This window comes from Rhodobacter maris (assembly GCF_900217815.1).
Taxonomy (GTDB): Bacteria; Pseudomonadota; Alphaproteobacteria; order Rhodobacterales; family Rhodobacteraceae; genus Rhodobacter; species Rhodobacter maris.
This window is the reverse complement of the sequence record NZ_OBMT01000002.1, coordinates 249,282-261,499: the sequence shown is the minus strand read 5'-3', so window position 1 is coordinate 261,499 and position 12,218 is coordinate 249,282. Positions and strand designations below refer to the sequence as shown.

At 64.8% G+C, this 12,218-nt stretch carries 13 protein-coding genes; 3 read left to right on the top strand and 10 right to left on the bottom strand.

What is annotated here, in order from left to right; genetic code table 11:
• Positions 1–70 precede the first annotated feature (70 nt).
• The gene (locus tag CRO22_RS05450; RefSeq protein WP_097069111.1) at positions 71–532 is read left to right on the top strand and encodes an Lrp/AsnC family transcriptional regulator; all 462 of its coding nucleotides are present in this window, start codon (positions 71–73) and stop codon (positions 530–532) included.
• A gap of 42 nt (positions 533–574) precedes the next feature.
• Here the strand turns inward: CRO22_RS05450 and tpiA are convergent, their stop codons facing one another.
• From tpiA to purB, 9 genes are all read right to left on the bottom strand, one after another.
• Complete coding sequence (tpiA, locus tag CRO22_RS05445) at positions 575–1,318, bottom strand: triose-phosphate isomerase (protein WP_097069110.1); 744 nt, start codon at positions 1,316–1,318, stop codon at positions 575–577.
• Positions 1,319–1,410: 92 nt separating this feature from the next.
• Positions 1,411–1,770 carry a HesB/IscA family protein gene (locus CRO22_RS05440; protein WP_097069109.1) on the bottom strand — a complete coding sequence of 120 codons (360 nt, stop codon included), beginning with the start codon at positions 1,768–1,770 and terminating at the stop codon, positions 1,411–1,413.
• Between the two features lie 83 nt (positions 1,771–1,853).
• Entirely contained in the window at positions 1,854–2,927 is a 1,074-nt protein-coding gene (locus tag CRO22_RS05435; protein ID WP_097069108.1) for an alkene reductase, read from the bottom strand.
• Positions 2,928–3,048: 121 nt separating this feature from the next.
• The gene (locus CRO22_RS05430) at positions 3,049–3,411 is read right to left on the bottom strand and encodes an SUF system Fe-S cluster assembly protein (RefSeq protein ID WP_097069107.1); all 363 of its coding nucleotides are present in this window, start codon (positions 3,409–3,411) and stop codon (positions 3,049–3,051) included.
• A gap of 133 nt (positions 3,412–3,544) precedes the next feature.
• Positions 3,545–4,171: a MarC family protein gene (locus CRO22_RS05425; protein WP_097069106.1), complete on the bottom strand. Its 627-nt coding sequence runs from the start codon at positions 4,169–4,171 to the stop codon at positions 3,545–3,547.
• Positions 4,172–4,612: 441 nt separating this feature from the next.
• Entirely contained in the window at positions 4,613–5,614 is a 1,002-nt protein-coding gene (gene gap / locus CRO22_RS05420; RefSeq protein WP_097069105.1) for a type I glyceraldehyde-3-phosphate dehydrogenase, read from the bottom strand.
• A gap of 110 nt (positions 5,615–5,724) precedes the next feature.
• A complete protein-coding gene (locus CRO22_RS18805; RefSeq protein ID WP_176518548.1) occupies positions 5,725–5,868 on the bottom strand; it encodes a hypothetical protein in 144 nt (47 codons plus the stop codon).
• Between the two features lie 88 nt (positions 5,869–5,956).
• Positions 5,957–7,012 carry a flagellar motor switch protein FliG gene (locus CRO22_RS05415; protein ID WP_097069104.1) on the bottom strand — a complete coding sequence of 352 codons (1,056 nt, stop codon included), beginning with the start codon at positions 7,010–7,012 and terminating at the stop codon, positions 5,957–5,959.
• 101 nt (positions 7,013–7,113) lie between these two features.
• The gene (purB, locus tag CRO22_RS05410) at positions 7,114–8,418 is read right to left on the bottom strand and encodes an adenylosuccinate lyase (protein WP_097069103.1); all 1,305 of its coding nucleotides are present in this window, start codon (positions 8,416–8,418) and stop codon (positions 7,114–7,116) included.
• 86 nt (positions 8,419–8,504) lie between these two features.
• Here purB and CRO22_RS05405 point away from each other — a divergent pair, with 86 nt between their 5' ends.
• Complete coding sequence (locus CRO22_RS05405) at positions 8,505–8,933, top strand: DUF6314 family protein (RefSeq protein WP_097069102.1); 429 nt, start codon at positions 8,505–8,507, stop codon at positions 8,931–8,933.
• 242 nt (positions 8,934–9,175) lie between these two features.
• Positions 9,176–11,782: a bifunctional lysylphosphatidylglycerol flippase/synthetase MprF gene (mprF, locus tag CRO22_RS05400; RefSeq protein WP_097069101.1), complete on the top strand. Its 2,607-nt coding sequence runs from the start codon at positions 9,176–9,178 to the stop codon at positions 11,780–11,782.
• On the opposite strand, the gene CRO22_RS05395 is transcribed toward mprF, so the two are convergent.
• Positions 11,776–12,090: a TM2 domain-containing protein gene (locus CRO22_RS05395; RefSeq protein WP_097069100.1), complete on the bottom strand. Its 315-nt coding sequence runs from the start codon at positions 12,088–12,090 to the stop codon at positions 11,776–11,778. The two genes, mprF and CRO22_RS05395, sit on opposite strands and share 7 nt — an antisense overlap.
• Between the last annotated feature and the right edge of the window lie 128 nt (positions 12,091–12,218).

Genomic DNA, 12,218 nt, shown 5'->3' with positions numbered 1-12,218 from the left:
GAATAAGGAACTTTGTTTCGTATTCTGTGCCCGCAAGAAGCAGTTTCCCGGTTTTGCGAGGTTTTCACGAATGGCGGTCCGGCTTGACGAGATGGATCGGAAGATCCTGTCGCAATTGCAGGAAGATGCGAGCCAGTCGCTCGACGAGATCGCGCGCAAGGTGGGCTCGTCGAAGACCCCGGTGTGGAACCGGATTCGCAAGATGAAGGATCTGGGGGTGATCGGGCGGCAGACGGCGCTGCTCGATGCCGAGGCGCTGGGGCTCGAGGCCTGTTTCTTCGTACTGATCCGCACCTCGGAGCACGAGGCGGACTGGCAACGCAAGTTTCTCGCCACGTTGCGCGCCCGCCCCGAGGTGCTGGAGGCACACCGGCTCGCGGGGGACATCGATTATATTCTGAAGGTGCGGGTGAAGAATGCGCGCGCCTATGACCAATTCTATCAGGCGCTGATCTCCGAGGTGAAGATCTACAATGTCACGGCGCTTCTGAGCATGGAAGAGATCAAGTCGACGACGATCCTGCCGCTCTGAAAGGTCGGGCCGGGCAGGGGGGCGGCGCCCCCCTGCGCGCTTTCAGGCCGCGTCGAGCGCGGTCAGAATGGCACCGAAATCGGCAGCCTTGAGGCTCGCCCCCCCCACAAGTGCGCCATCGACGTTCGAGGTCGCGAAGATCTCGGCGGCATTCGAGGGTTTCACCGAGCCGCCATAGAGAAGCCGCATCGCTGCGCCCTCTTCGCCGAAGCGGGCGACAAGCTCGGCACGCATGAAGTCGTGCACTTCCGCGATCTGTTCGAGCGTCGGTGTGCGCCCGGTGCCGATCGCCCAGACCGGCTCATAGGCGATCACCGTATTGGCGCCCGTCGCCCCTTCGGGCAGCGAAACGCGCAACTGCGTGCCAACGATGTCGAGCGTCTCGCCCGCATCGCGCTGTCCTTCGGTCTCGCCCACACAGACCACCGCCACAAGCCCGGCCTTGAGCGCGGCTTCGGCTTTGGCACAGACGAGCGCGCTCGTTTCACCATGATCGGCACGACGCTCGGAATGGCCAAGGATCACATGCGTGGCGCCACAATCGACGAGCATTTCGGCGGAAATGTCGCCGGTATGCGCCCCGGAGGCTTTCATGTGGCAATCCTGCCCGCCCACAGCGATCTTGCCGCCCGCGGCCTCGGCCATCGCCGCCACGAGCGTTGCGGGCGGGCAGAGCAGCACTTCGGATTTCGGCGCCGGATGAGCGTCGATCAGCGCCGCCACCTCACTGAGGCTCGCCTTCGTGCCGTTCATCTTCCAATTGCCCGCGGCCAGCTTTCTGCGCATGCGATCCTCCTTAGGTCAAACCGCGGGCAGATTAGGCCGTGCACGGCGCGGCGCAAGGGAAATCGGGCCATGACGGCGCGAAGGCGCGCCGCTCAACCCTCGGCAGTATCGCGGAATTTCACCGATTCACCGCAGCCGCAGCTTTCCACAACGTTCGGATTGCGGAACTTGAAGCCGGCTTCCAAAAGCCCTTCTTCATAGTCAATCTCGGTGCCGAGCAGAAACATTTGCGCGAGGGGCGCGATCAGCACCCGCGCCGGGCCTTCCTCTACCACGATATCCATCGGGTCGGCCTCTGCGGCCACTTCCATCGTGTATTCCATCCCCGCGCAGCCCCCCTTTTTCACGCCAATGCGGAAGCCCGCCGCATTTTCACGCGCCATCATCGCGGCAATCTGGGCGACGGCAGCGGGGGTGAGGGTGACGGGCACCTGGCCGGGAATCGCAAACATGGGGATGTCCTGCACAAGAGGGGTTCTGTTCAAGATAGGAAGGGCAGGGCGGCGCGACAAGCCGCCCCGCCCCGGATTTCGGCTCAGCCGAGGGCCGGGTAATCCGTGTAGCCTTCGGCGCCGCCGCCATAAAGCAACTCGGGCCGCAGCGGGTTCAACTCGGCCCCGGCCTCAAGCCGCGCGGGCAGATCCGGGTTGGCGATGAAGGGGCGGCCAAAGGCCACCGCAGCCGCCTTGCCCTCGGCCACGACAGCCAGCGCCGAGGCGCGGTCATAGCCGTTGTTGGCCACATAGGGCGCGGCGATGCGGTCACGCAACGCCTCAAGTGCGCCCGCGGGCCAGTCGCGCGGGCCGCCGGTTTGCCCTTCGACCATATGGACGAAGGCGAGCGGGCGGGCGTTCAGCACCTCGACCACATGAGCGAAGAGGCCGGGCGTGTCGCTGTCGAGCCCGATATTGTTGGCGTTCGAGAAGGGCGAGATCCGCACGCCGACGCGCCCCGGCCCCCAGACGCCGATCAGCGCATCGAGAGCACCTTCGAGGACGCGGGCACGGTTGGCGAAAGAGCCGCCCCAGTCATCGGTGCGGGTGTTCGAGGTGTCGCGCAGGAACTGGTCGATCAGATAGCCGTTCGCGGCATGCAACTCGACCCCGTCAAAACCCGCCTGCTTGGCGAGTTGCGCGGCATGGCCGTAATCGAGGAAGGTGCGTTCGATGTCTTCCACGGTCATGGCGCGCGGCAGGGCCGTTTCGACAAAGCCTTTGCCGTCAAAGGTTTTCGCGCCTGCAGACAGGGCAGAGGGCGCAACCGGGGGGACGCCGCCAATGATCGAGGGGTGGGACACACGGCCCACATGCCAGAGCTGGGCGACGATCTTGCCGCCTTCGGCATGCACGGCGGCGGTCACCTTGGCCCAAGCCTCGGCCTGTGCCTCGGTATGGATCCCCGGTGTCCAGGCATAGCCCTGCGCCACCTGCGAAATCTGTGTGCCCTCGGAGACGATCAACCCGGCCGAGGCGCGCTGGCGGTAATACGCCACCATCAGATCAGTTGCGAGGCCCTCGGGCGCGCGGTTGCGGGTGAGCGGGGCCATCAGCACGCGGTTGGCGATCTCGATCGCGCCAAGCGCACCGGGGGTGAAGAGGGGTTCGGTCATGCATAGCTCCTTCGGCTGCGCGGGCAGGGCCCGTCGCGGATGCCGAGAGGCTAGGGCGCGCGAGCCAACAGGCAAGGGCTGCTCCGCACAGTGCGCGCGCGCCATTGCACCGAAGCGGAGCTTACATGAAGCCGAGTTCCAGCCGCGCCTCTTCGGACATCATGTCCATGCCCCAGGCCGGGTCGAAGGTCATCTCGATCTCGCAGCGCTGCACGCCCTCGACCGCTTCCACCGCATCTTGCAGCCATTGCGGCATCTCGCCCGCCACCGGGCAGCCCGGCGCCGTGAGTGTCATGATGATCTTCACCACCCCGTCGGCGCCGATCTTGATCGTGTAGATCAGCCCGAGATCGTAGATATTGACCGGAATTTCCGGATCATAGACGGTACGGCAGGCGTCCACCACCGCATCGTAAAGCGGGTGGTCGAGGTCGGAAGGCGCAATCAGCGGGTCCCCTTCGGAGAGCGGCTGGGCATCGGTCATCTGGGTCTCCCCTGCAAAATCCAAGGATTTATATAAGGTATCTGTGCGCGAGGTAAAGCCCGGGAAATGAAACGATGCGCCGGCATCGCAACGCGTGCCAACCCGAGGGTGCCAAAGCCCCTGTCCGCGCAGATCAGAACGGCGCGAGTGCCCCCAGCGTGACGAGCCCGCGCAGCACCGCATCGACCGCGACGGCGGCAAGGATCATCCCCATCACCCGGCTGATCACGGCCTCACCCGTGGCGCCGAGCACCCGGTGCAACGGTGCGGCGGCGAGCAGAATCACCAGCGTGCACAGAAGCACCACCCCCATCAACGCCCCCGTCATCGCCTGATGGGCGAGCGAAAAGCGGTCATTGTCGGTAAGCACCACAACTGCCAGCATTGCTCCGGGCGAGGCGATCGAGGGAATTGCGACCGGAAAGACGGAGGTGCGGCTCACCCGTTCGGCCGCGGCGATTTCTTCCTCGGGTTTTGAATGGCCGAAAATCATCGTCAGCGCGAAGAGAAACAGGATGATGCCGCCCGCGATCTGGAACGAGGGCAGCGCAAGACCGAGCGCCTCAAGCACCATCTGCCCGGCGAGCAGGAAGAGCACGAGCACGCCAAAGGCGACCGCCACCGCGCGTGTCGCCACCGCGCGGCGTTGCGCCGCGCTCAGCCCGGTGGTGACGGCGAGAAACACCGGCAAAGTGCCGATCGGATCGATCACCACCCAGAGCGTGACAAATTCCTGCAAGATCTGGGCGGGGGCTAGCACGTCGGTCTTTCCTCACGATTTCAGGGTTTTGCTCATGCTAGCATTGCTCGGCTCGCGGCGCCACGCCCGGCCCGCTCACATCCGCGCCAGAACGCTCACCAAATGTGCCGAATCGACAAGAAAAAGGGGCCCGAAGGCCCCTGTCCGCTCTGGACGCAGTCGTGGGAGAGAGTTTGGCCAAAGGCCGAGCTAAGCACGCCCCGGAGGAGGAGGGGCGGGTCCGGCTGGGGAGGAGGAGTGCCGGACCCGCTTGAGGCGCGCGAGGGATAGTCTTCGTTTCGCCTTATGTGGTCATTTTTTCTAACCGGATCATGCGATTTTATGCCTTTTTCAGCAAGTCCGGATCCGGCAAGGCGGCGTTGCGCCGGTTGCAAGGCTGCAACGGAAAGGGGCGCGCCCGCTGGCGCGCCCCGATCTTTGGTCGCATCGGTCAAGACCGGCTCAGATGAGCTTGCCCATCGCCACGGCGGTGTCGCCCATGCGGTTGGAGAAGCCCCATTCGTTGTCATACCAGGTCAGGATCCGCACCATCGTGCCGTCCATCACCTTGGTCTGATCCATGTGGAAGACCGAGGAATGCGGGTCGTGGTTGAAGTCCGACGAGACATTCTTGAGCTTGGTATAGCCCAGCACGCCTTTGAGCGGGCCATCGGCGGCGGCTTCGATCGCGGCGTTCACCTCGTCCACCGTGGTGGCGCGCTTGGCTTCAAACACGAGGTCAACGACCGAAACGTTCGGCGTCGGCACGCGGATCGCGACGCCGTCGAGCTTGCCCTTGAGTTCCGGCAGCACGAGGCCCACGGCTTTCGCCGCCCCGGTCGAGGTCGGGATCATGCTCAGCGCCGCGGCGCGGGCGCGGTAGAGATCCTTGTGCATCGTGTCGAGCGTCGGCTGGTCGCCCGTGTAGCTGTGGATCGTCGTCATGAAGCCCTTCTCGATGCCGATCGCATCGTTGAGGACTTTCGCGACGGGCGAGAGGCAGTTGGTGGTGCAGGACGCGTTCGAGACGACGAGATCGTCCTTCGTCAGCACGGCGTCGTTCACACCGAAGACGATGGTCTTGTCCGCGCCGTCGCAGGGCGCCGAGACGAGCACGCGCTTCGAGCCGTTTTGCAGATGCGCGGAGGCTTTCTCCTTGGTGGTGAAGATGCCGGTGCATTCAAGCGCAACGTCGACATCCCCCCAGGGCAGCTCCGCCGGGTTGCGGATCGCGGTCACTTTCATCGGGCCACGGCCCACGTCGATCCAGTCTTCGCCGGTGGTCACAGTGGCGGGGAAACGGCCATGAACGCTGTCGAAGCGCAGCAGGTGGGCGTTGGTTTCCACCGGGCCCAGATCGTTGATCGCCACCACTTCGATGTCGGTCCGCCCCGATTCGATGATCGCACGCAACACGTTGCGGCCGATCCGTCCGAAACCGTTGATCGCTACCTTGACTGCCATTCTCGCCTCCTTTGGCCTTGTCCGAGGGTCGCCGCACCCTTCGCCAAGACGCGCCAAAGGTCAACACCAGACTGTGCAGGGACATGCCTTTGCAGAGGCAGACAGGCCCTTCAACGCCAGAACGCCACCCATTCGATGAGCAGGAGCATTTTCCGGGCAAGAAACACGGCCGAGAAACCGTCGAAGAAGAGGGCGTCGATGCCGAAGAACAGCACGACGATCGTGGCGATCCAGATTGCGATGGTATCGGTCATCCGCCCCTCCTGGGCGCGCCGCGCCACTCTGCCTTGCCGCGCACCCTAGACGAGCGCGCGGGAGTGGAAAAGTGCGCGCCCGGGGCGGTTATTCGGTCTCTTCCGCGACGAGGAACAACTCGCCCCGCGATTCGAGTTCTCGGATCGCGGCGACGATCTCGTTCATCGCCTCCTCCACGTCCTTTTCCTTCGGCTTTTTCAGGTTCGCCATCTCGTCGCGCAGGTTCTGCGCCATGCGCTGCGACATGTTCGCGAGGATGAATTCCGCCGCCTTCGCATTGTCGCCCTTGGCTCCGGCCAGTGCCAGAATGAGTCGGCTCTGTTCGACCTCGCGCATGATCTTTGGCAGATCACGCGGCTCGATCCGGGCGGGAATGTTGGTGAAGGTGAAGATCGCCTTGCGTACCTGATCGGCAAAGACCTTGTCTTCCTCATCGAGGCCCTTGAGCACGTCGTCGCGCGTGGCAGCCGTCGAGAAGTTGAGGATTGCGCCGACCCGCTCGACAGGCCCGGTGTCGAAGGCCTTGGCAGGTTGCGCATCGAGCTGGTCGGCAAGGGCGGTGCCGATCCGCTGCACGGTTTCGGGTGCCACATTGCCGGTGAGCGAGACCGCATAGGCGAGCTTGCGCGCCTTTTCCTGCGGCACTTTGGAGAGCAGCTCGGCCGAGCGTGCAACCGAAAGCTTGGAAAGCATCACCGCGCCGACCTCGACGCTTTCCTCAAGCAGCACCGGCAGCAGAAGCTCGCCCGAGAGCCCGGTGATCCGTTCCCAGGGATCGGCGCGCGAGGTGCCCGAGGCCATGCGCCGGATCCGGGTGGCGGCGGAGGCGGAGAGCTGGCCGTCGAGCAGTTTGAGCGCGCCGTCGAGCCCGCCCGGGAAAGCGATGCCCACCGCTTCAAGCTCGGTGCAGAATTCATTGACCACGCCTACCATGGTCTCGCGGTCGATCAACCGCAGATGCGCGATAGTCTCGGCCAGCGCGGTTTGCTGATCGTCGGAAAGCTCGCCGAGCGGCAGTTTCACCCCGGCGGAGGAAAGCAGTTGCACCACCACGGCGGCCTTCTGACGGCGCGTCAGGAAAGGGCGGGCATGGCCCGGCCGGGCCATCGCGCCGAGGGCGGATCTGGGGGTAATGGCGTTCACGCGCGACTCCGAAACCTGTTCGCCCCAAGCTTCGCAGGGCGCGGTTAAGCGCGGGTTAGCAGCGCCGGGGCGTGCGCGAATTTCGCCCCGGCGCGGGGGCTTCAGGCGCCGAAGACGCGCTTGAAGATCGTGTCGACATGCTTGGTGTGATAGCCGAGGTCGAATTTCTCCTCGATCTCGGTGGGCGAGAGCGCTGCGGTCACTTCCGGGTCGGCCAGAAGCTCGGTCTTGAAATCGGCGCCCTTCTCCCAGACTTTCATCGCGTTGCGCTGCACGAGGCGATACGCGTCCTCGCGGCTGACACCCGCTTGCGTCAGCGCCAGAAGCACCCGCTGGCTCATCACCAGTCCTTTGAACTTGTTCATGTTTTTGAGCATGTTCTCGGGGTAGATCACGAGGTTCTCGACCACGCCCGCAAGCCGGTTGAGGGCGAAATCGAGGGTGATCGTCGCATCGGGGGCGATGCCACGTTCGACCGAGCTGTGCGAGATGTCGCGTTCATGCCAGAGCGCCACATTCTCCATCGCCGGCACGACGCACATGCGCACCAGCCGCGCGAGCCCGGTGAGGTTTTCGGTGAGCACGGGGTTGCGCTTGTGCGGCATCGCCGAGGAGCCCTTCTGCCCCTTGGAGAAGAACTCTTCCGCCTCCAGCACCTCGGTGCGTTGCATGTGGCGGATCTCGAGGGCGCAGTTCTCGATCGAGGAGGCGATCACGCCGAGCGTAGCAAAGAACATCGCATGGCGGTCGCGCGGGATCACCTGCGTCGAGATCGGCTCGGGTTTGAGGCCGAGCGCGGCGCAGACATGCTCTTCCACCGCCGGGTCGATATTGGCGAAGGTGCCCACCGCGCCGGAAATGGCGCCGGTGGCGATTTCGGCGCGCGCATTCACGAGCCTTGCGCGGTTGCGGTCCATCTCGGCATAGAACCGCGCGAAGGTGAGGCCCATCGTCGTCGGTTCGGCATGGATGCCGTGGCTGCGCCCGATCCGCACCGTGTCCTTATGCTCATGGGCGCGCTTTTTCAGCGCGGCAAGCACCCGGTCCATGTCTTTCAAAAGAATATCGGCGGCGCGCACGAGCTGGATATTGAGCGTGGTGTCGAGCACATCCGAGGAGGTCATGCCCTGGTGGACAAAGCGCGCATCTTCCGAGCCGATATGCTCGGCCAGATGGGTGAGAAAAGCGATCACGTCATGTTTGGTGACGGCCTCGATCTCGTCGATCCGCGCCACGTCGAAGTTCACATCCTTCGCCTTCCAGACGGCCTCGGCATTGGCCTTCGGGATCACGCCGAGCGCGGCCTGCGCATCGCAGGCATGGGCTTCGATCTCATACCAGATCTTGAACTTGGTCGCGGGTTCCCAGATGTCGACCATCTCTTTGCGGGCATAGCGCGGGATCATGGGCAGGCCTCTTGCTTGTGGCGGGGTTGGCGGTTGATAGACTGGCAGGGCTTGCGGGGCAAGCGATCTGGCAGGGAGAGGCGGCAATGACGCGGGCAATCACCGATTTCGAGGGGCTCTGGCAGATGGAGCGGTGGATCGAGGACCGCTTCGGCGGCCAGCCGGGCCATTTCACCGGCACGGCAGAATTGCGCCGTGATGCGAAAAGCGCCCCGCCGGGGACTTGGAATTGGGTCGAGAATGGCTATCTGAGACTGGGAGAAGAGACCCCGGTTCTGGCGACGCGCACGTATCTCTGGCGTCCCGTGCCGCCCCGGATCGAGGTTTTCTTCGAAGATGGTCGGCCGTTTCATGCTTTCGCGCCCGCGGGGCAGGCAACGGCAGCCCATTGGTGCGACCCCGACGACTACCGGGTGGACTACGACTTTTCTTGCTGGCCGGATTGGAGCGCCACTTGGCGTGTATCCGGACCGCACAAGGATTATGAAATGATCTCGCGCTATAAGCGCCCCTGAGACACCGCTCTTTGCCGCCCGGCAGAGGCACCCCCGGAGCCCTCCGGTCGAGCCGCGGGATGGCGACTGAGCCCGCGCCCCTCGATAGCTCCGGGGGTGCAGTGTTTCCCGCCCCTGCCTGCGGCCCCATGCTGCAGCGCCAAATGTGGCCCGCGCCGCCGTTCAGCCGGGCGCGAAGCTTGTAACCGCCCGCAAAATCGGTATCTCAGAGGCGGAGCCGACGGAATGCAGGGAGAGTGTGGATGAGCAAGCGCGAGGCCGGTGCCGCGAGCCCGGGCAAGCTGCGCCATCTGGGCCCGGTGGTTCTGGGCTTTTCGCTCTTTGGTCTCGGCATCTGGGCGCTGCATCATCTTTTGCGCGATGTCGATGCCGCCGAGATCGTGGCGCAGATCCAGGCCACGCCGCACCATATCTTTGCCATCGCGCTCGGCGCCACCGCGCTCGGCTACACCGCGCTGATCGGCTATGACTTCTGGGCGCTGCAATATCTTGAGAAAAAGCTGCCGCTGCGCGTTGTCGCGCTGGGCGGCTTCTTGGGCTATGCCTTCGGCAATACCATCGGCATCTCTGTGCTTTCGGGCGGGGCGGTGCGCTACCGGATCTATTCCGCCTTCGGGCTCAACGCTTTCGAGGTGGCGGCGCTCGCCTCCTATATCGCGCTCGCGATGGGCACGGGGCTCTCGCTTGTGGGCGTGTTTGCGCTGGCCGCGCACCCGGCAGCACTTGCAAGCCTTCTGCCGCTCTCCGAGCAAACGGTGCGGATCCTCGCGCTTTCGGGCGGTGGACTGACGATCGCGCTTCTCTATGCGCTCGGCATCTCCGGCAAGGTGCTCAAGCTCGGTAAGTTCGAGATCGCCATGCCGCGCCCGCGCATCCTCTCGGGCCAGATGGTGGTTGCGCTCTTTGACAGCACGATGGCGGCGACCACGCTCTATGTGCTCCTGCCCCCCGGCGCGCCCGATTTCGTCACCTTCCTCGCGATCTATGCCACTGCAACGATGGTCGGCGTGATGAGCCATGTGCCGGGCGGCGTGGGCGTGTTCGAGACTGTGGTGATGGCGGCGATGCCGCCCGGAACGGCGGCGGGCGAGGTGGCGGCAGCGCTTTTGATGTTCCGGGTGATTTATTACCTCATCCCCTTCGCGCTCGCTTTCGTGATCGTTTCGCTCAACGAGGCGCGGCTCGCGGGCGGCTGGGCGGTGCGGCTCTTTGGCGAGATCTCGGACCCGATGCGCCCCGCCTTCAACGCTGTCGCCGGCATGGTGCCCTGGCTCTCGGGGGCCTGGGCCTTCGGGCTCGGCGCCTATCTCCTCGCGCTCTCGCTCCTGCCCTCGGTGCCGACGCTCCATGACAAGGATGACCTCGTCGGCGCGATCCTGCTGGAGGGCGGCACGCTCGTCTCCTCGGTCGCGGGCGCGGTGCTGCTCATTCTCTCGCACGGGCTCATTCGCCGGGTCGCGGGTGCCTTCTGGCTCACGCTTGCCGCAATTGGCGGCGGCATCGTTGCCGTGTTGCTCAACAATTTCGATTACGAGAGCGCGCTTGTGCTGGCAGGCGGCGCGGTGCTCCTTTGGCCGTTCCGGCGCGAGTTCTACCGTGAGGCAAAGATCACCGATGGCGTGTTCGGCCCGGCCTGGATCGCGCTTGTCACCGCTGTCATCATCGCCGTCGTGCTCTTTTTCGTGTTCGTCCATGCGGCCACGCCCTATTCGCACAGCCTCTGGATCGATTTCGCGCAAAACGCCACCACGCCGCGCTCGCTGCGGGCGGGGCTTGTGGGCTCGGCGATCCTTCTGATCTTCACCACATATCTCGCGCTGCAGCCGCTTGGCCGGCGCAGCCCGCGCACCCCTGCCGAGACGCTGCGCACTGCGCGCGAAGTGATCGACGCGCAAGACAATCCCACCGCTTGCCTCGCGCTTTCGGGCGATAAGGAGCTGCGCTTTGCGGGCGAGGGCGCGGCCTTCCTGATGTTTGCACGCCGTCGCAAAAGCTGGATCGCGCTTGGCGATCCGGTGGGCGACATGCGCTATTTTGATGACCTCGGCTGGGATTTCGTCGAGGCCGCGCAGCAGGCAAACTGCCGCCCGGTGTTTTACGAAATCTCCGAATGGCAATTGCCGCGGATGATCGAGATGGGCCTTGCCGCGCACAAGGTGGGCGAGGAGGCAGTGATCAATCTCTCGACTTTCACCCTCTCGGGGGCGCGCTTCAAGTCGATGCGCGCGGCGCATAACAAGGCCGCGCGGGAGGGGCTCGCGCTTGAGGTCCACCAGCCGCCCCACAGCGCCGCGCTGATCGAGGAGCTGCGCCCGATCTCGGAGGCGTGGCTCGCCAGCAAGGCGGGGCAGGAAAAGCGCTTCTCCGTGGGCCGGTTCGATGCCGATTACCTGCGCCACTTCCCGATTGCGGTCGCACGGCGCGGTGGGGCTGCGCTCGCCTTCGCCTCGGTGCTGGCGCCGGGCGCGGGCAAGAAAGTGGCCGTCGATCTGATGCGCTACCGCCCGGGCGATGCCTCGGGGATGATCGAATTCATCTTCCTTGCACTGATCGAGCACTACCAGCGCGAGGGGGCCGCGGAATTCAGCCTCGGCATGGCGCCGCTCGCCGGGCTTTCCACCCGCCGCACGGAACGGCTCTGGCACCATTTCGGCGCGCTGATGTTCCGCCACGGCGGCGCGTTTTATAATTTCGAGGGGCTGCGCGCTTTCAAGGCGAAGTTCAACCCGCAATGGCGGCCGCGCTACATCGCGCTGCCGGTGGGCGTTTCACCGATGGTGGCGATGGCCGATGTGGCGATGCTGATCTCGGGCGGGCCGCGCGGGCTTTTGGGCCGGAAGTCTCAGTAACCGCCGCTCTCACGCATCAGCCGCATCCGCAAAAAGGCGCGGTCGGTGGCGATCATGCCGGGAATGAGGAGCGCATCAAGCGCCCACCAGAGCCCCACGAGCGCCAGCGGGATATAACCCACAAGCAGGAAGGTCAGCGCCGAGCCGATGCCGAACAGGATCAGCATCAACAGCCCCGAGATCCAGCGGCCCAGGTAAAAGCGGTGCACCCCGAAGAAGCCGAGGAAGAACCACAGCAAATAGGCGACAAGCGCCGAGGGGCCGTCATTGGCGACCCGTTGTTCGATCCAGAGCGCACGATCCGTCATGTGATCCTCCTTAACATGGAGGAAATATGGGGGGGCGCAGTTCCGCGTCAAGATCTGCGTTTCAGGGGGCTCATTTCGCAGGCACTGGCGGTGGGAGCGGCGTCGGGCTCAAATATCACTGAAACCGG